This is a genomic window from Colwellia sp. KS18-150, from assembly GCF_057551365.1.
Genome location: NZ_BAAJMC010000016.1, coordinates 13,932 through 35,987, shown reverse-complemented (window position 1 = coordinate 35,987; position 22,056 = coordinate 13,932). Strand labels below are relative to the sequence as shown.

17 protein-coding genes are annotated in these 22,056 nt (G+C 37.3%); 14 read left to right on the top strand and 3 right to left on the bottom strand.

Features of this window, described 5'->3' with window-relative positions; genetic code table 11:
- The first annotated feature begins 8 nt into the window (after nt 1-8).
- From AC27IF_RS15575 to AC27IF_RS15560, 4 genes are all read left to right on the top strand, one after another.
- The gene (locus AC27IF_RS15575; protein ID WP_487055260.1) at nt 9-341 is read left to right on the top strand and encodes a Na+/H+ antiporter subunit G; all 333 of its coding nucleotides are present in this window, start codon (nt 9-11) and stop codon (nt 339-341) included.
- A 380-nt stretch (nt 342-721) separates the two neighbouring features.
- The gene (locus AC27IF_RS15570; protein WP_487055259.1) at nt 722-1,303 is read left to right on the top strand and encodes an elongation factor P hydroxylase; all 582 of its coding nucleotides are present in this window, start codon (nt 722-724) and stop codon (nt 1,301-1,303) included.
- Nucleotides 1,296-2,471, top strand: a complete 1,176-nt coding sequence (locus AC27IF_RS15565) for an ATP-NAD kinase family protein (protein WP_487055258.1) — start codon at nt 1,296-1,298, stop codon at nt 2,469-2,471. Before AC27IF_RS15570 ends, AC27IF_RS15565 begins: the two co-directional genes overlap by 8 nt.
- A 56-nt stretch (nt 2,472-2,527) precedes the next feature.
- Complete coding sequence (locus tag AC27IF_RS15560; protein WP_487055257.1) at nt 2,528-2,818, top strand: YfcL family protein; 291 nt, start codon at nt 2,528-2,530, stop codon at nt 2,816-2,818.
- On the opposite strand, the gene AC27IF_RS15555 is transcribed toward AC27IF_RS15560, so the two are convergent.
- Genes AC27IF_RS15555 through mnmC form a run of 3 tightly spaced genes read right to left on the bottom strand, consistent with a single transcriptional unit; the run spans nt 2,808 to nt 8,396 of the window.
- Nucleotides 2,808-5,735 (bottom strand): prolyl oligopeptidase family serine peptidase, encoded by a 2,928-nt coding sequence (locus AC27IF_RS15555; protein ID WP_487055256.1) that lies wholly within the window; start codon nt 5,733-5,735, stop codon nt 2,808-2,810. The genes AC27IF_RS15560 and AC27IF_RS15555 overlap by 11 nt on opposite strands.
- Nucleotides 5,732-6,310 (bottom strand): hypothetical protein, encoded by a 579-nt coding sequence (locus AC27IF_RS15550; protein ID WP_487055255.1) that lies wholly within the window; start codon nt 6,308-6,310, stop codon nt 5,732-5,734. Before AC27IF_RS15550 ends, AC27IF_RS15555 begins: the two co-directional genes overlap by 4 nt.
- Nucleotides 6,311-6,365: 55 nt before the next feature.
- A complete protein-coding gene (gene mnmC / locus AC27IF_RS15545; protein WP_487055254.1) occupies nt 6,366-8,396 on the bottom strand; it encodes a bifunctional tRNA (5-methylaminomethyl-2-thiouridine)(34)-methyltransferase MnmC2/FAD-dependent 5-carboxymethylaminomethyl-2-thiouridine(34) oxidoreductase MnmC1 in 2,031 nt (676 codons plus the stop codon).
- A 250-nt stretch (nt 8,397-8,646) separates the two neighbouring features.
- Between mnmC and fabB the strand changes: the two genes are divergently transcribed.
- The 10 genes from fabB (at nt 8,647) to purF (ending at nt 22,028) form a co-directional block, all read left to right on the top strand.
- Nucleotides 8,647-9,861 carry a beta-ketoacyl-ACP synthase I gene (gene fabB / locus AC27IF_RS15540; protein WP_487055253.1) on the top strand — a complete coding sequence of 405 codons (1,215 nt, stop codon included), beginning with the start codon at nt 8,647-8,649 and terminating at the stop codon, nt 9,859-9,861.
- Between the two features lie 152 nt (nt 9,862-10,013).
- On the top strand, nt 10,014-11,150 hold the full coding sequence (locus tag AC27IF_RS15535; RefSeq protein WP_487055252.1) for a 4-phosphoerythronate dehydrogenase: 1,137 nt from the start codon (nt 10,014-10,016) through the stop codon (nt 11,148-11,150).
- Nucleotides 11,151-11,187: 37 nt separating this feature from the next.
- Nucleotides 11,188-12,207 (top strand): aspartate-semialdehyde dehydrogenase, encoded by a 1,020-nt coding sequence (locus AC27IF_RS15530; RefSeq protein ID WP_487055251.1) that lies wholly within the window; start codon nt 11,188-11,190, stop codon nt 12,205-12,207.
- A gap of 259 nt (nt 12,208-12,466) precedes the next feature.
- On the top strand, nt 12,467-15,847 hold the full coding sequence (locus tag AC27IF_RS15525; RefSeq protein WP_487055250.1) for a FimV/HubP family polar landmark protein: 3,381 nt from the start codon (nt 12,467-12,469) through the stop codon (nt 15,845-15,847).
- Nucleotides 15,848-15,930: 83 nt separating this feature from the next.
- Nucleotides 15,931-16,713 carry a tRNA pseudouridine(38-40) synthase TruA gene (gene truA / locus AC27IF_RS15520; RefSeq protein WP_487055249.1) on the top strand — a complete coding sequence of 261 codons (783 nt, stop codon included), beginning with the start codon at nt 15,931-15,933 and terminating at the stop codon, nt 16,711-16,713.
- A 173-nt stretch (nt 16,714-16,886) separates the two neighbouring features.
- Complete coding sequence (accD, locus tag AC27IF_RS15515) at nt 16,887-17,753, top strand: acetyl-CoA carboxylase, carboxyltransferase subunit beta (RefSeq protein WP_487055248.1); 867 nt, start codon at nt 16,887-16,889, stop codon at nt 17,751-17,753.
- Nucleotides 17,754-17,781: 28 nt separating this feature from the next.
- The gene (gene folC, locus AC27IF_RS15510; protein WP_487055247.1) at nt 17,782-19,206 is read left to right on the top strand and encodes a bifunctional tetrahydrofolate synthase/dihydrofolate synthase; all 1,425 of its coding nucleotides are present in this window, start codon (nt 17,782-17,784) and stop codon (nt 19,204-19,206) included.
- A gap of 34 nt (nt 19,207-19,240) precedes the next feature.
- Nucleotides 19,241-19,900 carry an SPOR domain-containing protein gene (locus tag AC27IF_RS15505; RefSeq protein WP_487055246.1) on the top strand — a complete coding sequence of 220 codons (660 nt, stop codon included), beginning with the start codon at nt 19,241-19,243 and terminating at the stop codon, nt 19,898-19,900.
- A gap of 81 nt (nt 19,901-19,981) precedes the next feature.
- Nucleotides 19,982-20,464 (top strand): CvpA family protein, encoded by a 483-nt coding sequence (locus tag AC27IF_RS15500; protein ID WP_487055245.1) that lies wholly within the window; start codon nt 19,982-19,984, stop codon nt 20,462-20,464.
- A 46-nt stretch (nt 20,465-20,510) separates the two neighbouring features.
- Complete coding sequence (purF, locus tag AC27IF_RS15495) at nt 20,511-22,028, top strand: amidophosphoribosyltransferase (protein WP_487055244.1); 1,518 nt, start codon at nt 20,511-20,513, stop codon at nt 22,026-22,028.
- Nucleotides 22,029-22,056 lie beyond the last annotated feature (28 nt).

The following is a 22,056-nucleotide window of genomic DNA, read 5'->3' as shown; positions in this document are numbered from 1 at the left end:
GCAAGATTATGACTGAATGGATTATTTCAATATTATTATTAATTGGTGGTTTTTTTATCCTTGTTGGCTCTATTGGCTTGGTGAAAATGCCCGATTTTTTTATGCGCTTGCATGGCCCGACTAAAGCGACCACCTTAGGTATGGCAGCTTTGCTTACCGCTGCCATGGTACTGTTTAGTAGCACGCAAGCGGGGCTGAGTATTAAAGAGATCCTTATTTCTTTGTTTTTATTACTTACTGCGCCAATAAGTGGCTATATGATGATTAAATCAGCTATTCACCATAAACTTGACAGTATTGAACGTACTCAAGGTAAAGAAAATATTGAAGATGACGTCTAAGTTTCTTAATTAACATCATAAGTAACCTGAACTCGGTTTAAGAGATATTTAACTTATTGAAATAGTGTGAAAATTATTTGCAATAAATTTATAGCTTGATAGTTTTACTTAATTCAAAGCAAATTTCGCGTCAATAGCGAGTCTATTGCAAGACAATTTAACGCAGACAAAAGTTAATGGATAACTTTTGAATAGCTTTAGCTAGCCGCGTAGCGGTTAAGTGCAGGGATAGCACTTAATAACTTAGTAAAAGTAGTTGCTAGAGAAAAATGTATTAAGCCGAGCTCAGGTTATGTAGTATAAAGTTAAAAAGGTGCCTGTTTCCTCATCAGTAATGGTGAAACAGGCACCTTTTTTCGTTACAATAACGAAAATTTTTAATGCCTAGTTTTTTTGGTTGTATGCAGCATAACATTCAAGATTTGATCACTATTTTTAATGATACCTTCACTAAACAGTTTAATACCCGTTTAGTGAAAGGGGCAGATGAGCCTATATACTTACCGGCCAATGAAAACTGTGCTTTTCATCAAATCATTTTTGCTCATGGTTATTACTCCAGTGCTCTACATGAAATATCTCACTGGTGTCATGCGGGTGAAGCGAGACGATTACTTGAAGATTTTGGTTACTGGTATGTTCCCGATGGTAGGGATGAGCAGCAACAAAAATCTTTTGAACAGGTTGAAATTATTCCGCAAGCAATCGAGTGGGCATTTAATGTCGCCGCACAGAAAAAATTCCATGTATCTTCTGATAATTTAAATGGTTTTCAAGCTGATACGGCGGGCTTTAAAGAGAAGGTATATCAGCAGGTACAAGTTTTCTTAAAACAAGGCTTTCCGAATCGAGCCAAGCAATTGATTGAAGCATTGGCGCAATTTTATCAAACATCTTTACCGTTAACGCTTGAGCAATTTAACTGTGATAATTTATCTGAAATAGAAGAGTCGCATGTTTAAACTTGGTTTGATTATTAATCCCATTGCAGGCATTGGTGGTAGTGTTGCTTTAAAAGGCAGTGATGATATGGCCATGCATGCCTTGGCATTAGGCGCAGAGCCCAAGGCGAATACGCGAGCACAAACCGCCTTAAAGATATTACTTCCTTACAAAGATAAGATCTGTATTTATACTGTTGATGGTGAAATGGGGGAGGCGTGTGCACGTTCGCTTGGCTTTAATCTCTGTGTTAGTTATCAAGCGCAAAATCAGCCAAGTCAATCAACCGATACCGAGCAGGCTGTAACGGCTTTACTCAATCAAGGTGTTGATATTCTATTATTTGCTGGCGGTGATGGCACGGCTCGCAACATTGCCCATGCGGCTGAATGCTACGCTGAAAGGCATGCTAGTACTCCAACACCAGTATTAGGTATTCCTGCAGGATGTAAAATACATTCTGGCGTATACGCCATCACACCAACTGCCGCTGGTCGCGTTGTCGAGAAAATGGTCACTAAGCAGCTGGTCACTTTAACCGAAGGTGATGTCATGGATATTGATGAATCATTGTTTCGCCAAGGTGTGGTTAAAGCGAAACGTTATGGTGAAATGCAGATCCCCAGTGAGCTTAGGTATGTACAAGCAGTAAAATCAGGCGGAAAAGAGTCTGATGAATTAGTGTTACAAGATATCGCTGAAGATATTATTGATAAAATGCGTGAACATGATGAGCATTTGTTTATTGTTGGCTCAGGCTCGACGACCGCCTTTTTAATGGCAGAGTTGGCCTTAGAAAATACCTTGCTTGGCGTAGACTTGGTTCAAGAGGAAGCATTGGTTGCTAATGACGTTAGTGAGCAATTATTATGGCAACAAATTTGTGGTGCTAAACAGACTAAGCGCATAGTGCATTTAGTGATAACATTAATTGGCGGTCAAGGGCATATCTTTGGTCGTGGTAATCAGCAACTTAGCCCACGTGTTATTCGATATATTCTTTCGCAGCCTGGCTCAAAAGACAATATTAGTATTATTGCCACTAAAGCCAAATTAACCGCGTTAGCAAGCCGCCCTTTAATTAGCGATACCGGCGATGCGGAGTTAGATCAGCAATTATCAGGTTTTATGCCTGTAGTGACAGGCTATAAAGATCAAGTTTTATACCCTGTAGCGAGTCCAGAATAACACTTGAGTACCATAGAAAATTTATTATTTAAAATATTTCATAAAAAGAGAACAGCATGCTTCCAGAAAGTACAACCACGTTGAATACCGTTGCCGATTTATATCAATACTTAGATGAGCTATTCGACCATGATGTTGATAGCGATACTCTATTTGCTAGCGGTTATTTACGTGGCTTTATATCATTATCGGCGACGGAGTTTGGTGATGAGCAGCAAATTATTTCTGAGACATTAGTTGAACTGGTTTCCGATAAGCTAAAGCAAAGTAAGTCAGAGCTTAACCCACAAGATCAACAAGTGGTGCAAAATTTTTGGTCTAATATACAAATGTATTTTAACCTGTAGGTTTATTTATATAAAACGTTCGATTGTATAGTTTGTTTTTATTGAGATCATACACATCCAAAATATAAGTATAACTAGATGTTTGATTATTTAAATGTTGTATTGTTGACCATTCTGCATAGGTATTTCCCCATAAAAAGTGATTATCAGTAACTTGCTTCTCGCCATTGTTTCCTACTTTCGTCCATCTAGCCAATACTGCAGTTTTATCTCTTTTACTATCAAAGCCTTCTAAATCAGTATTAAAATACAATCCAAAAGAAATATTTTTATCTGGTATATTATAGACGTATCCACTATCACTAATTTGTTCATAACTACTTAAACCATTATAATTTTCTTTAGCTTTATGTTTAAAACTACCAGATCGTTCAACTTCTAATTCAACATCAATATGAGTTAGCTTAAAAGAATTGACTATGAGACTTTGTAGCTTTATAAAATCAGTTTTGGGTAAGTTATTATCTAATAGAGCTTTAGCTAATTCATTTTTGCGTACTTTATAGGGCTGATCTGTATTCTGATTAGGGTAATTATTAAGTTTTTTCAGTGAGAAGTGTTCTAAACATTTTTCAATGTTTCTTAACTCTTTACTAGCCACACAGTAGAACCTGCCTAATCTTAAGTAATTTAATGCTGAGTTTTCAAGCTCGAAAGCTTTAGATAAGTGTTTATAAGCTTTATCAAAGTCTTGCTTTACTAGTCCTCCCTCCATATAAAGCCTACCTAATCTTCTATGGGCACCTTCATAGTTTAAAAGTGCACTACGTTGGTAATGGTTGAGTGCTTCTTTGAAATTAAAATTAACAATTTCGCCGGTGTGATAATAACTGCCTATATTAAAGAGTGCTCTTTTATCTTGGTATGTTGCTGAAACTTTGTAATAGTCGAAAGCTTTAATTTGGTTTTCATTAATTTTATATGAAAAGTTAAATGCATCAGCAATCAGCATATAATCATCCGCGATCGCTTGTTTATCTTTTTCTGAAAGGTTGCTTGCATCTGTATGTTCTAACGAAAGTTTTTGATAGATAAAGTCTACTATGGATGCTGATTCATGACGTTCACCCCACCAGGAGGTATGACCATGACCTATATCGTTGTAAAAAATGGTTTCAATATCTTTTTCATGCTTTTTGAGCACGTATTTGAATCTGTTACTTTGTTCAAACCCTGATATTTCATCTTTTTTTCCTGCTATTAATAATATTGGTGCTGTTAAATTTTCGGCTAAATAAACGGGAGATGATAAAATATGACTATCATCAAACTCTCCGACAACTTTGGCTATTTCATCTTGATATGCAGTACCTGACCGATAATTACTAGTATTAAATAACAAAGGTAGGTCATATACACCGTATGATGCAATAACGCATTCATAAATTTTAGGGTGTTTAATGGCTAACATTGCAGCAGAGTAACCACCATAGCTGCTACCTATAGAGCATACATGGCTATAGCTATGTTTTTTAGTAACTGCTGATACGGCTGCACTTATATCTTCCTCAATAATTTTTCCGAATTGTCCCACTCCCTTTTCTAAAAATTTTCGCCCAAACCCTGAGGAACCTCTGAAATTAACTTGTAATATTGAGAAACCTCTGTTGACTAAAAATTGAATAGTAGGATTGAAGTAGCTAGTTTCTTGAATACCAATCGGCCCTCCATGAGGCATAACTAGCAGGGTATTATGGCCATTTAAAACAGGTTTAGTTAAGAATGCTTCTAACTCAACATTATCAAAACTAGTAATTGTTAAGTATTCTGTTTTAGCAAAGCTATATTCATCTAGATCAGGGTAAGTAGAATAAAGCTTTTTAATTACTTTTTCATCGGCACTATATAATAGATACTCGCCTGGTGAATCTGAAGAAACCGAAAATAACAATAGTTGCTTTTGTGTTTTGCTAGAATCAATTATAAAAACGCTTCTGCCTTCTAGACTTTTTGACAGTTGTTGTTTAAACAAACTGTTACTTTCATTAAAGTATTTCTTTATATACCTACCATGTTGATAATAATGAACGGATATTAACTGACCATTATTATCAAACTCAGCATCAGTTAAGTCGTATTTATCATGTTCAAACAATAATTTCCCCATTGTTTGGCTTGGGATATCAAATTCATATAAAGCTACTTTATCTGAAAATTTATTAGTTAAAATAGCCAGTTTAGTTGATGAAATGAAACCCGCAGGTATAAATTGGTAATCTTCTACTTTTAGAGTCATTAATGGTTGCCATATATCAGACTTCATCGCACGCCATTTAAATAATATTTCACTTGTGGTTAAATTAACTTCTGTGGTTATTAATCGTTCAAATACATTGTCGTAGATGTAAGTTAAAATATTATTATTTGTTTTATCAATTAACTCAGCATTAGTTAAATCATTATTTTTAAGATCGTCAATTAACACTTTATATAGTAAGTTTTTAGTTGATGTTTTTGTTCCTTGTGCGTGATAAAGTAAATGTGAACTATCGTTTGGTAATGTACTAACTAACGTTCCTATCTTTCTAATTCTTTTATAAGCATTGCTTTCATTGTCATTAAAACTGAAATCAACATCGTAAATAAACTCACTGTTTTTGTTCTCAATTTTACTACCAACGATTAAATATAATTGTGAATCATTAAGCCAATAATATTCTTCTAAATATGTGTTTTTAGAGAAAATACCTAGATTATTTTTTTCAAGAGTTATCAGGTCAACCAAAATAAGGCACTGACTTTTTTTGCATTTTTCTTTTATTGTTAAATACTTACCATTAGGTGACAGCTTAGCCATTTCGTATGTTGGTTCGGTAAATAGTTTTTTGCTTGGTATGATTTGAGCAAATGAAACTTGATTTAAAGTAATAATAATTAGGAATGTTTTTAGTAACTTATCTATAGATATGATTTTCATTTCTTATCACTTTTATTGCTGATGAAGTCAAAGAAGTTATCATTTCCGGGGCCACTATATTTCATAGTGCGTTTAGCTAAAATATTCGGAAAGTCTCTCTCCATAAACTCTAATGCCAGAGAAGAATTGTTGATCAATTCAGCATAAGTAGACACATTCCAGTATCCAGATGAGGCTAACTCTATATGCCCAACATAATTGATCTTTTTGGATTCTATTGAAAAGCTCCATAATTCATCATCACCCATTTCGAAACGCCAGTAATTGTTCAACAAAACTTTTTTAACAGTATATTTCCCAGCTGGTAAATCGATTAAAATATAATTTGTTCCTTTCCTTAAATCTTTATATGTTAATTCAATATTTTTTTTGCCAGAAATTTGAATCCCTTTTAGATTACGATTAGTTTCAACACCAATTAACAAGTATCCTTTATTAATTTCTACCATTTGATCCTTATCTGCTTTTAATGAGGTTATTTTGCTAGAACAGCCGCTGATGATTATTAAAAGTAAAAATAAATAAATATAACGCATAAGGTGAGGAGTTAATGGATTAGGTCTGATTAATAACATGAAATCCTAGAGGGAACAATTGTTTTGTAACGCATTCAATATAACTTTATAAAAACTATACCTTTCGTTTAATCATGTCTCTAATGACAAATCGATTCGGACTTAAGTTAAATAACATATCGTTATCTAAAGGGTAGGGGGTTCCGCAAAGATCGGCGGCTAGAATATCTGCCGCTAATGGTGCTGAACATAAGCCACGCGCGCCAAAACCCATCATCACATACAAGTTATCAATGACGGGGGCAGCTTCTTTATACTTCCAGTTTTTATCTTTCGCTAAATGTGGGTACATTGCCAAGTGCTTTTGTATATCAGGCATCGCCCCTACCATAGGTATATGATCAGGTGTCATACAACGAGATCTAGCTTTACTGTTATAAATGCTCTCTTTATTCCAACCAAATGCTTTAGCTTGCTCAGGCAAACATTTATTGAGCATTTCAAGGTTAAAGGCATCATCTTTATCTGTGGTTTCAGTACTCGTACTATGCTTGTTAAATGTTGCGCCGATACAATGTATGTTATTAAGCTCTGGCGTTAAATAACCTTTGTGACAAATAACGGTTGAGAGTCCTTTAATATTTTCATTGGTTTTCATGCTAGTTACTTGGCCTTGCACAGCGCTAAAGGGCAATTGATTGATCCAATTCAACTCAATAATTTCAGCGCCACCACAAATAATTAACACACCGGCGTCAATGTCACCTTCGTTGGTGGTTAATTGCCAGCTGGTTATTTCATTCTTTATTTTAGGGGTAATTTTTTTAATATTCACATAGTGCTGAATATTTAATCGTCCTGTTGTTTTAGCACAGTTGATAATTTGCTGCACCGCTTGTCTTGGTGCCAGCCAACCGGCATTTGGCATATATAAGCCGCCATGATTAAGCGGGATGTTCGCTAGCTCACTTGCTTGTTTCGCATTGACGCTATGCACTAATTCTTCTGGCCAGGTACCGAGTTGAGTAAATTTATTCTGCCTGTTAACTAATGATTCTTTATAGGATACTTCAAGTAAACCACACCATTGATGAGGAAAGCTAAAGCCCTCATCAAGCACTTGATTGTATAATGACTTAGCACGCCAAAAGGCTTGTTGATAAAATAAACTGATATCATCTTTTTGCTGATGTAGTAATGGATAAAGTGCGCCAATGGCATTACTTGAAGCCCCTTGAGCAAGGCTTGCATCTTTAGAATATAGGGTGACTTTAATGCCTTGTTTGGTCAGTGCTAGTGCAGCACATGCAGAAGCAATACCGCCACCAATAATACTGACATGCTGAGGTTTAGTTATCCTTTTACGAAGTTGGTAACCTTTAGTGGAGTTAGGGTCTTGTTGAAACACACCAATCATAATTTCCTGTTTATTACCTGAGTAGACTTTTTTATGTGTTCTAAAGCCTACGCGTTGTAAATGCCTTTTAACAAAGCCCGCCACCGTAAAAGTTGCTAAGCTAGCCTGCTGTTTACTCAAACGACCTATTTGAGTAAATAATTCTTCACTCCACATCTCTGGATTTTTAGCCGGAGCAAAGCCATCTAAATACCAAGCATCAACTAAACCGTTTCTAGCTGTTTTTATTTTGGCTAAACCTTGCGCGGCATCACTGATAATCAAACTTAGGGATATTTGTTCACCAAAGAAAGTTGCGGATATTTCACTTTCATCATGATGAATTTCGTCTCCTTCAGGGTATTGAGCTAATAATAACTGAGTAAACTCATTAAATTCAGGCAAAGCGTTAAGTGAAGTAGTAAGTTGTGACTTTGTTAAGGGATATTTTTCAATACTAATAAAATGTATTTTAGGCAGTTTTTTTTGTGGATTTTCACTCAGTAAATTATGGTACACCTGTAAGGTCAATAGAAAATTTAAGCCGGTACCAAAACCGGTTTCAGCGATGGTAATGGTCTCTTGGCTTGCTAATATTCTTGACTGTATCCTATTGCCTTGTATGAAAATTTCTTCGCTTTGTTTAGCGCCAGATTCACTATCAAAATAAATGTCATTAAATTCTTTTGAATAAGGAGAGCCATCTTTTTGAAAACTAAGGCTAGGTGGGGTATGCGTTGTATGAGTCAAGAATATAGCCAGTTAATGAATTAGTTTACGAATATGGTATTATTTTACGATAGTTTTTGATTAAGGTCAGTGTTATTCACTAAATGAGCGTAGATATTATTTTTGCAATAACTTAATATAGTGTACATGTGTACGCTGGTTGTTGACCTTATGTTAACTTGTAATACCAGTTAGTGGGCACAATAGCTGTATAATGCCCCGATTTTTAAAATTCTTATATTCAATTTTTACTAAAATAACGGTTATTTAAATGAAACGTGTAGTGATTACCGGTATCGGTATAGTCTCAAGCATTGGTAACAATGCAGAAGAAGTTTTAGCTTCGTTAAAGTCAGGTAAGTCAGGAATAACTCACTCAGAAAGCTTTGCTGAACAAGGATTAAAAAGTAATGTTTGGGGGGTTCCAGACCTTGATATAAAAGATCATATTGATCGTAAAGCACTCCGTTTTATGGGTGATGCTGCAGGTTATGCATACATAGCGATGGATCAAGCTATTAACGATGCCAAATTAACTGAAGAGCAAGTATCGGATGTTAGAACGGGCATAGTTGCAGGCTCTGGCGGTGCATCATCTGCCAATATAGTTTCCTCTAGCGATACCTTACGTAATCGTGGTATTCGTCGTGTTGGTCCTTATGCGGTACCAAAAACGATGTCGAGTACTGTGTCAGCATGTTTAGCGACTCCTTTTAAAATTAAAGGCGTTAACTATTCAATAAGCTCTGCATGTGCAACCAGTGCACACTGTATTGGTCATGCGATGGAGTTGATTCAACTAGGAAAACAAGATGTTGTCTTTGCCGGTGGTGGTGAAGAAGTAGATTGGTCTCTCGCAATGATGTTTGATGGCATGGGCGCTTTATCTGCTGGTCGTAATGACACACCTGAGCAAGCATCACGTACTTATGATGCAGATCGTGATGGTTTTGTTATTTCTGGTGGCGGCGGTATGGTTGTTGTTGAAGAACTAGAGCATGCACTTGCTCGTGGCGCGCATATTTACGCTGAAATAGTTGGCTATGGCGCAACCTCTGATGGTTATGACATGGTAGCGCCAAGTGGTGAAGGTGCTGTTCGTTGTATGCAACAAGCTATGCAAGGTGTAGAAGGCGAAATTGATTATTTAAATACTCATGGTACATCAACACCTGTAGGTGATGTTAAAGAGCTTGGCGCAATTCAAGAGCTTTTCGGTGAAAAATCACCGGCTATCAGTGCTACGAAAGCGATGACAGGTCACGCTTTGGGTGCTGCAGGTGTACATGAAGCTATTTATTCTATTTTAATGATGGAAAATAGCTTTGTTGCTCCATCAATTAACGTTGATAACTTAGATGAACAAGCACAAGGTTTAGATATTGTTACTCAAAAACGTGATGCTGAGTTGAACTTAGTAATGTCAAATAGCTTTGGCTTTGGCGGAACTAATGCCACTTTAGTGATGCAAAAATATAAAAGCTAAACCGCAAGGTAGAGATTATTCTGAATTTTTACTAGAGCACAAAATTTGAGGCCATATGAAGTTTTACTTGATATGGCCTTATTTCTTCTAGCTCTTAAGTAATAAAGTACTTTATAATTAGCTTTTAAATATCAACTTTATTTCCCCATACTATGAAAATACTTTTCGATGAAAATATGCCGTACGCTAAAGAATTTTTTAGTGATATTTGTGGTATGAGTACTCAGTTGCAATCTTTTTCTGGTCGAGATCTAACTCCTGCGCAAGTTAATGATGCTGATGTATTGCTAGTGCGTTCTATCACGAAAGTCAATAAAGCTCTATTAGCAGCAAATGACAAACTGAGTTTTGTCGGCACGGCAACCATCGGGATGGATCATATTGATCAAGAATATCTTGCCAGCCGCAACATTTCATTTCATTCAGCACCCGGCTGTAACGCCATTTCAGTGGCAGAATATGTGATCAGCGCTTTGGTCGTTCTTGCTGAGCGCTATTTATTAGATTTACCTAAACTTAGTGTCGGTATTGTTGGCGGTGGTAATACTGGTACTCGCTTAAGTGAGAAACTAATGGCGTTGGGTATTGAATATAAGATTTGTGATCCTATACTAGAAGCTGATGATAATGATCATCGAGAGTTTTCATCATTAGATGATGTACTTGCCTGTGATGTGATTTCCTTGCACGTACCAAAGACAACTACAGGAGAACATGCGACTTACCATTTACTTAATGCTGAGCGTTTAAATCAACTGAATGAAAATCAAATTTTAATCAGTGCCTGTCGTGGCGAAGTTATTGATAACCAAGCGTTACTATCTCTAAAACAGCAAGGGCATGGTTTAAAAGTGGTTCTTGATGTTTGGGAAGGTGAGCCGGAAGTACTTACCCCATTAATTGATTACACTGAAATAGCAACGGCACACATTGCTGGTTATAGCTTAGAAGGAAAAGCTCGTGGCACAGAAATGTTATATCAGGCACTATGTCGAAAACTAGGAAAGTTGCCTACAATTGCATTATCTCATTTGTTACCTATTAGCAGCATTTCCGAGATAAAAATAACTGACAATACAGACCAAAACCTAGTTAATAAACTGGTTAAAATTGTTTATGATGTCAGGCGTGATGACGCTATTTTTAGAGAAGAATTAGCCAGTAAAGGTTTTGACTTCTTAAGAAAAAATTATCCAGTTCGTCGAGAGTTTTCGTCGGTTACTGTAACACTATCACCAGAGGCCTATTGCGATGTGCCACATCGTTTAGGTTTTAATAGCTACTCATAAAAAGAGTATAAGTCCAACTAATAGAGAAGAGAGGATCATGGCACAGAAATTTGATGTATGCGTACTTGGCGCAACAGGTTTGGTTGGCAAAACCATTATGGAAATTTTAGAACAAAGAGACTTTCCTATTAATAAGCTTTACCCATTAGCGAGTGCTCGTTCAGCAGGTGAGTTTATTGAGTTTAACGGTGAAAGTATTGAAGTACTTGATGCTGATAATTTTGACTGGAGCCAAGCACAAATTGGTTTCTTTTCAGCGGGTGGCGCGACATCTGCTAAATATGCTCCTATTGCTGGTGATGCTGGTTGTATTGTTATCGACAATACCTCTGAGTTTCGTTACGACGAAGATATCCCGTTAGTGGTACCAGAAGTTAATCCACAAGCGTTGGCTGAATATCGTAACCGTAATATTATCGCTAACCCTAACTGCTCTACCATTCAAATGATGGTGGCTTTAAAGCCTATCTATGATGCTGTTGGTATAAACCGAGTTAATGTGAGCACTTATCAGTCTGTTTCTGGTGGTGGTAAAGCTGCCATGGACGAATTGGCAAAACAGACAGCCGATTTACTTAGTGGTAAGCCAGTAGAAACAAAGAATTTCTCTCGCCAAATAGCGTTTAATGTTATCCCACAAATTGATGTTTTTCTTGATAATGGTTACACAAAAGAAGAAATGAAAATGGTTTGGGAAACGAAGAAAATATTGTCAGATGATAATGTACTTGTTAACCCTACCGCAGTTCGTGTGCCGGTCTTTTTTGGTCACGGCGAAGCGCTACATATTGAAACTAACTCACCAATTTCAGCAGAAGAAGTGAAAGAGTTATTAGCGCAAGCACCAGGTATAGTGGTTTGCCATAATGATGAAGACTTCCCAACACAAATTGGCGATGCTAGCGGTAAAGATGAAACGTATGTTGGCCGTATTCGTGAAGATATCAGTCATAACTGTGGCATAAACATGTGGATTGTTGCGGATAATGTACGTAAAGGTGCGGCAACAAATAGTATTCAAATAGCTGAATTACTAGTAAAAGAGCATTTAAGCTAAGTTTTAATTAACGTTTAAAAACGCTCAAGAATATTGAAAACTCGTCGTTAACATTAGTGATAATGTTAATGGCGAGTTTTTTCGTTTTCTGAAGTAAAAAAATAACCTTTAATAACTCAGTTTGATATTATCTATGTTAGATACTTGTATTTTAGCTATTCCTAATGGAATGAATTTTGCTTTGTTTTTTGGTATCTTATTATGTCAATGTGTTGACATTACTTAATTTTTGAGAAAAATAATAACTAGGAAAGCCTCAATGCAAAAATTATTACACCTGTGCCTATGGCAGGTTGTTCTTAGTGTGCTAACCCTGAGCACGCTTGCTATAAGTGCGCCTGCTTTCTCGCAAGCCATGATAGCAGAAGAAGAACGAGGGATACGCATGCGCGGCCCTAAAAGTAGTGATGTTTTTCCCTATGATAGATACGGACCTATCAGTAAAAGAGATACATTATGGAAAATAGCCCTTACAGTTAGGCCTGATAATCGTTTAACTGTATATCAGGTAATGCAGGCTCTATTCCAAGCAAACCCGCAAGCATTCGCAGATAGTAACTTTAACCATCTAGTTGAAGGTCAATACTTAAGAATTCCATCGTTTAATCAAATGATGGCCGTTAACTCTGCTGTAGCACAACAAAAGTCAGATCAAGATGAAAAAAGCTGGCAAAAGAAGCAACCTAAAACGGTCGCAAAAGCTGCCATTAAGCCTAAAGAGCCAACAGTAAATAAAAAAGATCTAGATACCGTTAAAGTTGAAATTAATGATCAACTGCAAAAAATTGACACCGAACAACAGCAGCGCCTGCAAAGTATTCAAAGTGATGTTCTAGATTCTATCGATGGTTTACAGGCAATATTAAAAGAAAATGAAGCATTACGACAACGCCTATCAAGCTTTAATAATCAATTAGGCACTATGCAAAAAGAAGTTGCCAAGGGTAAAGAAATTAAGCTGCAAATGGATGATATGATCAAACTGCAGCAAGCCTTACTCGCTAAAGCGCAAGCACGAGAGCAAGAATTATTACTTGAAAAGCAGCAAGCAGAGTTAGAAAAAGACAGCATTCTTTCAAGCCAATGGTTCCTTGGTTTAATGATGACGCTACCGGCAATATTATTAATCATTGCATTTGCTATTATCCTTAAACGCAGAAAAGTTGAGCCTGTAGCAGCTGAAGAGAAACCAGCTAAAAAAACGAAAGAAGAGCCGGTAACTGAAGCTGAAGTTAAGAGTGAAGAAATTGACTTAGATGACGATGAATTATCCCTTGATGATGAACTATCTTTAGACGACGAACTTTCTCTTGACGATGAATTACTGTTAGATGATGAGTTGTCTGTAGATTTGCTTGAAACCGATGACAGTGCAAGTGACGATGTTATTCATTTAGATGATGACGACGATGATGAATTAGATGATCTGGATGATCTTGAAGATATTTTACTTGATGATGAGGTAGATCTAGAAGAAACGGGCAGTGACGAGTTAGATCAAAGTGACCTTGACTCTTTATTAGCTGAACCTTCAGAAGAAGAGCCACAAGAAGATGATGCTCTAGAAGATAATCAGCTTGATCAAAATGATCTTGATGATTTACTCGGAAGTCTTGATGAAGAATTATCCATTGACGATGAGCCATCAACTGAAGACGATGAAGAAATAAATATTGATGATGTTTTAGCTGATGCAGATGTTGATGACATTATTGAGGAGGAGCCTGTCACAGAAGCAGAAGAAGAAGTTGATGCGCAAGCTGAAATCACCGACCCAGATGATATCGACGCTTTATTAGATTCTATGGACGTAGATGACGAGCCACCAGCTGCAGAGGTTGATGCGGATGCGCAAACTGAGATCACCGACCCAGATGATATCGACGCCTTATTAGATTCTATGGACGTAGATGAAGAGCCATCAGATTCAGAGGTTGAAGCGGATGCGCAAACTGAAATCACCGACCCTGATGACATCGATGCCTTACTTGATTCTATGGACGTAGATGAAGAGCCACTAACCGCAGAGGTTGATGCGGATGCGCAAACTGAAATTACCGACCCAGATGATATTGATGCTTTACTTGACTCTATGGATGTAGAAGAAGCGCAAACCGAAATCACCGATCCTGATGATATCGATGCTTTACTTGATTCTATGGATGTAGAAGAAGCGAAAACTGAAATCACTGACCCAGATGATATCGATGCCTTACTCGATTCTATGGACGTAGGTGAAGAGCCTCCAGCTGCAGAGATTGAAGCGGATGCTCAAACTGAAGTCACCGACCCTGATGATATTGATGCCCTACTTGATTCTATGAATGTAGATGAAGAGCCTTCAGCTGATGAGGTTGAAGCGGATGCTCAAGCCGAAATCACTGACCCTGATGATATTGATGCCCTACTTGATTCTATGAATATAGATGAAGAGCCAACGGCTGATGAGGTTGAAGAAGATACACAAGCAGAAATCACAGACCCTGATGATATTGATGCGCTACTTGATTCTATGAATGTAGATGAAGAGCCAACGGCTGACGAGGTTGAAGAGGATACACAAGCAGAAATCACTGACCCAGATGATATTGACGCCTTGCTTGAGTCAATGGGAGCCGATGAACCAGAGCCAAAAGAGATCACAGATCCTGAAGAAATTGAAAATATCTTAGAAGACTTGGATGTTAAAGAAACGGAGCCTGAAGAAGCAGGCAAACCATCAAAGGTAGAAAGTGAAAATAAGGCCAAAATCGATAATTTAACAGAAGAGTATGTTGCTCCACTTTTAGCTGTCGATTTTAGTGATATTCTTAATAATAATACTGAAAGCGACTCTATTGAAAATAACCAGGAAGTGCTAAATGAGGAAGATGAAGAGTTTGATATAGACGCACTTATCGCTGATGTAGAAAATGACAATATAGCCACTGAAGCCGAAGAAGATGAGGCCCTTGATATAGGGGATGACTTGGCTGTTGAGCAGTTAGGTACTTTTGATGAAGATACCCTTGCTGAATTGCTAAATGATAAAGCGCCTGAGCAAACAATAGAGTTAACTCCTGACTTTTCAGATCAAAATGTTTTAGCTGATCTTCTCAATGAAAGTGAAGATGACGAAGAAAATACGATATCAGAAGCAACTGAAATTAATGATATACAAGAGCTAGACAACTTAGAATTTGATGAGTTGCTAGCAAACATTGAAGAAGAGTCAAGTGTGGTAAATCAACCTGCTGATTTCAATCAGAGTGATGAGTTGGATTCACCTATTTCACTGGATGATTTTGATGATCCTAATAGTGGTTTAGGGGCTGTGAATGGCGAAGATAGCAATGAAGAAGATAACTTTGTTTCTGTTGACTCATTATTATCAGCTAGCCAAGAAGAGTTAACAGCAGATGAACCTTATAATGAAGCTAACATTGATGTTGGTTTAAATGAGTACCAAGAGTTCACCAAAGATGTAAATCCTATCGATGTTGATGATGATGAAACGGGGATGGCGGCTAAGCTTGATCTCGCTAAAGTGTATGTTGAAATTGGTGATAATGATAATGCCGAAGTTATTTTACAAGAAGTGATAAAGCAAGGAAATAACCAACAACAGCTCGAAGCTCAAGATTTATTGGATAGCTTGTAATAGACCAATTTTATTGGCATAGATAAGCAAAATAATAGATAATGCGCCACTTTAATTTTTCATTTGGCACATAAGAGGTTTGCATGCGTTTTGCTTTAGGCATCGAATATGATGGCAAAAACTATTGTGGCTGGCAGCGGCAAAAAAGTGTAGTCAGTGTTCAGCAAACATTAGAGCGTGCTCTATCAAAGATTGCAGATGAGTCAATCGAAGTTGTCTGTGCTGGTCGTACTGATACTGGTGTAAATGCCACTAATCAAGTGGTTCATTTTGAAACAAATAAAATACGCAAAGACGTTGCTTGGACCTTAGGGGTAAATACTCACTTACCTGATGATATAGCTGTAACTTGGGTGAAAGAAGTGAGTGAAGAGTTTCATGCTCGCTTTAGCGCAACTGCTAGACGCTACCGTTATATTATTTATAATAACCGCTTACGCTCTGCCATTTTAAGTCATGGTATTAGTCATTGTCACTATCCTTTAGATGAAAAGCTTATGCACCAAGGTGCACAACACCTTATTGGTAAACACGACTTCACTTCCTTTCGTACTGTTCACTGTCAATCTCATTCACCTGTTAGAACTATTCAGCACTGTGAAATTACACGACAAGGTGAATATATTATTGTTGATATCAAAGCAAATGCCTTTTTACATCATATGGTACGTAATATTGTTGGCAGTTTAATGCGTGTAGGACAATCTCAAGAAACAACGGATTGGATAAAAACGGTGCTTGAGTTAAAAAATCGCTGCATGGCAGGAATAACAGCTCCACCAGAGGGGTTATATTTTGTTGAAGTTGATTATCCTGAGCAATTTGATTTACCTAAGCGTCCTTTTGGACCACTTTTTTTGAATTAGTCCTGTAGAAAGGGTATAACTTAACAAGACAGACCAGTTTTTTATATAAAACATGACCTAAAGTGTGTTCTAATTCACGGTTATATTTGTTCTCACATTCTATTTGATTTTTTGTAACTGTTTTTCCTACAAAAAGTTGATTTATATTCGTTGCAATAGGCAAAAATAAAATTATGAGCTGGATTGAAAAAATTCTCCCGAAAGCAAAATCTACCCAAAAACGCAATATTCCAGAAGGCGTTTGGAGTAAATGTTCTTCATGTAATGCTGTACTTTATAAAGTAGAGCTCGACAGACAAATTTCTGTGTGTCCAAAGTGTGATCACCATATGCGTATCAGCGCGCGCAAGCGTATTGATAGCTTTCTTGATCAAGATAACCGTTTAGAGCTAGGTGAAGAGTTTGAAGCTCAAGATATTTTAAAGTTTAAAGATTCAAAGCGTTATAAAGACAGATTAAGCGCAGCACAAAAAAATACCGGTGAAAAAGACGCTTTAGTTGTGATGAAGGGGGAACTTCATGGTATGCCCGTAGTCGCTGCCGCGTTTGAATTTTCCTTTTTAGGTGGCTCAATGGCCTCTGTTGTTGGTGCTCGCTTTGTTGCAGGTGTTGAGTATTGTCTTAAACATGATCTACCATTTATCTGTTTTTCAGCTAGTGGCGGGGCGCGTATGCAAGAAGCATTGTTCTCATTAATGCAAATGGCTAAAACCAGTGCGGCATTAGCTAAAATGAGTGAAAAAGGTTTACCTTATGTGTCAGTTTTAACTGACCCAACTATGGGTGGCGTTTCGGCTAGTCTTGCTATGTTAGGTGATATTAATGTTGCTGAGCCAAAAGCACTGATAGGTTTTGCAGGCCCACGCGTTATCGAGCAAACTGTACGTGAAAAGCTACCAGAAGGTTTCCAACGAAGTGAGTTTTTATTGGAAAAAGGTGCTATAGATATGATTGTAGATCGCCGCAATATGCGTGAAACATTAGCTCGCATGTTAGCTAAGTTTACAGGGCAGCCTAGTCCACTTTCTCAAGCTGATTAAGTTTTATAGATATCAATTAGAGCAGTACATGTCACAACAAACAAAAAGCCACTCAAAAGGTTGTAAAAACCTTAACGAGTGGCTTTGTTATTTAGAAACTATACACAACACTGAAATCGATCTTGGCTTATCAAGAGTGGGTCAAGTCGCTGAACGTCTAGCCATAGATTTTAGTTTTTCAACTGTTATTACTGTCGCAGGAACTAATGGTAAAGGCACAACCTGTGCTTTTTTAGAAAATGCGTTGCTTAATGAAAGTCATTGTCACGATAATACCTCAAGATCTGGTTTGACGGTTGCGGTCTATTCATCACCTCACATTGAAAAATTTAACGAAAGGTTAAGAATTAACAAAGTTGATATAGATGATCTGCCTCTTATTGAAGCTTTTACAAAAATAGAACAGGCAAGAGCTGAAATATCATTGAGTTATTATGAGTTTACAACGTTAGCTGCGTTTCTCGTACTTATGATAAAAAAGCCTGATGTGATTATTTTAGAAGTTGGCTTGGGCGGACGTTTAGACGCTACAAATATTATCGATGCTGATGTTGCGGTGATCACTGCTGTTGATATCGATCATCAAGCTTTTTTAGGTAATGACCGAGAAACTATCGGCGTTGAAAAAGCCGGAATTATGCGTGCAAATCAAGATATTATTATTGGTGATGTTAACTCTCCTAAGTCGGTAATAAATTATGCACAACAAGTTAATCAATCATTAACTAAAAGAGAAAAAAAACAGGCCCTTGAAAAAGTAAATGTTAGAGGCGTAGATTTTAGTGTTGTTGACCAACCTATAAAAAACCATCAAACGGCCTTATGGCAATGGCAATGGCAATGGCAATACAATGAAGATATCGAAAATTCTGAAAACAATGCTCACATTACAACTAATCAAGACGAATCCATTTGCTTAACTGACTTAGTTGCTACTCATATTCCTCGCGATAATGTCGCAACAGCGCTAATGGTATTAACACAGTTAGGTATTACGCTTACTAGCGAGAAAGTGAATAAACTCATTGAGCAAACTAAGGTTGCTGGTAGAACAGAAATGTTTACTCTTGATTGTGATATCATGCTTGATGTTGCTCATAACCCTCACGCCGGCAGATATTTAGCTGAGCAGCTAGCTAAACTTAAAGTGCAAAAACAATATGGTCGAGTGATTGCTGTTACTGCGATGCTGGCTGATAAAGACATCACAAGCACATTACTTTGTTTAAGTGAGCAAGTAGACGATTGGTATATAGCACCTGTTGATGCGCCCAGAGCTGCAAGTACTGATACTATGAATGCCGTTTTATTAGAATTTAGTAATTCAATCAATTGTTTTGACAATGTCACTCAGGCATTTAAAATAGCTATTCAAAATGCTAAACACTCAGATTTAATTCTAGTCTTTGGCTCTTTTTATACAGTTGCTGAAATTAGGACGCTATTAATTTAGCTTGGTTCTATATTTAACTTAGTTGGAGTCTCGTTTGTCTACACCGTTTCAAAATCGCCTTGTTGGTACTGTTATCGTCGCAGCGGCTGTAATTATCTTTTTACCTGATGTCCTCGATGGTAAGAAAAAATCAAATCAAACAGACTTTGAAGCGATCCCTAAAGCGCCCGCTTTTACTGGAAAAATGACTAAAAAGCCATTTCCAGAAGATAAGTTAATCATCAAAGAGCAAGTTGAGATAGTGAATGAACAAGCACTAGATGATACGCCTAAAGAAACAATCACTAGCTCTATAGCTGAGCAAGATAAAGAAGCTAAGATCACACCTGCGACTAAACCAAAAGCTATTGTAGAAAATAACACTGATAAGGTAAAAAGCAAAACCGCTGCCAATGCATCACCTATTGATAAGCCTGAATTAGGGCTACAGCCGGAAAAAGCAGTAAATAAAGAGGCATGGGTGATTCAATTAGGCAGTTTTAGACATAAGAAAAATGTTGACGAGTTATTAGCAAAGCTTAAAAAGAATGGTTATAGCGCTTTTACTAAACCGATAAAAACGAAGCAGGGCAGTTTAACCAAAGTATTTGTTGGGCCACAATTGATAAAATCTTCGTTAGAGAAGCAAATTCCTGCACTGAAAAAACTTACAAATGTGCAAGGAAAAGTTGCACGTTTTAATCCAACAAAATAATAGCTGCCTATAAAAAAGTTTAGGCATTTTCAATTCTATTCTGGTAGAATGCGCGCCTCTAATCAATGAGAAACTCAAGTTATGGTTTGGATAGATTATGCCATTTTGGCAGTAATAGGTGTATCAACGTTAATTAGTTTGGTACGCGGCTTTGTTAAAGAAGCGGTATCACTAATTATTTGGATCAGTGCCTTTTTTATTGCCAGTACATTTTACGCAAATCTAGCTAACCTTCTTACCAATATTTCTGATCAATTCTTGCGAAATGCAGCAGCTACCGCGATTCTCTTTATAGCCACGTTAATACTCGGCGCAATTGTTAACTACCTGATTGGTCAGTTAGTGAGTAAAACGGGGTTATCGGGGACGGATCGTGTTCTGGGACTCGTTTTTGGTGCGCTACGTGGCGTGTTAATTATAAGTGCTGTGCTATTCTTTATGGATGCCTTTACAGGTGCGGCGGCAAGTAATTGGTGGAAAGAGTCACAATTAATTCCTGAATTTAGGTTAGTTGTGGAATGGTTTTTTGAGTATCTTAAACAATCATCAAGTTTTCTAACTTAGTTTTATTATTAAATAACAACCTAGGTTTCAAGCGGAGAAAAAGTTCATGTGTGGTATTGTTGGTATTGTCGGTAAAACCCCGGTTAATCAATATTTGTATGACGGATTAACTGTGTTACAGCATCGCGGACAAGATGCTGCCGGTATTGTTACTATTCATGACAATACGTTTCGCCTAAGAAAAGGCAACGGACTTGTAAAGGATGTATTCCATACTCGCCATATGTTGCGCTTGCAAGGTAATATTGGCATAGGTCACGTTCGTTATCCTACGGCAGGTACTTCTAGCTCATCAGAAGCCCAACCTTTTTATGCTAATTCACCTTATGGTATTTCGTTAGCTCATAATGGTAATTTGACTAATGCTGAAGAGCTGAAAGTTTGGTTAAACACTGAAGCTCGTCGTCATGTAAATACAACGTCTGACTCTGAATTGTTATTGAACATTCTCGGTCATGAATTACAACAAAGTGCCAATGTAACCTTAACTCCAGACGACGTTTTTACTTCGATATCAAATGTTCATGAACGAGTACGTGGTGCTTATGCTACCGTTGCTTTAATCGTCGGGTACGGTATGTTGGCTTTTCGTGATCCAAACGGTATTCGCCCATTAGTATTCGGTAAACGTGAAACTGAAAATGGCATCGAATATATGGTTGCATCAGAATCAGTTGCTCTTGATGCCTGCTCATTTGAGTTTGTGCGTGATGTTGCTCCAGGTGAAGCAATTTTCTTTTCACAAGATGGTCAAATCCATAGTCAACAATGTGCTAAAAAACCTACTTATAATCCATGTATTTTTGAATTTGTTTATTTCGCTCGCCCTGATTCAACGATGGATAAAATGTCTGTCTATGCTTCACGAGTTGAAATGGGCACAAAACTTGGTGAGAAAATTGTTAAGGAATGGGAAGATGTCGATATTGATGTTGTTATTCCAATCCCTGAAACGTCGTGTGATATAGCACTACAAATAGCGAATAAATTGGAACTACCTTATCGTCAAGGCTTTGTTAAAAACCGTTATATTGGTCGTACGTTTATCATGCCAGGACAAGAGCAGCGTAAAAAATCTGTTCGTCAAAAGCTGAATGCAATAGGTGCTGAGTTTAAAGGCAAAAATGTTTTGCTTGTTGATGACTCTGTTGTACGTGGTACCACTTCAGAACAAATTATCGAGATGGCACGTTCTTCTGGAGCGAAAAAAGTTTATTTCGCCTCAGCTGCTCCTGAAGTACGTTTTCCTAATGTTTACGGTATTGATATGCCAAGTGCTAATGAACTCATCGCTCATGGCCGTGAAGTTGAAGATATTTGTAGTTTGATTGGTGCTGATAAGCTTATCTTCCAATCTATTGAAGACTTAGTTGCAGCGGTTAGTACTCATAACCCTGAGATTAAAACATTTGATACATCAGTATTTGATGGTAATTATGTGACTAATGATATTAGCCATGATTACCTAGAAAAGCTTGATGCTATGCGTAATAACACGACTAAAGAGAACTCGGACAAGAATGCCGACTCAATTATTGATATGCATAACGAAGGCGCTGAATAACGCTTTTAAAATGCCGAGTAAGCAGATA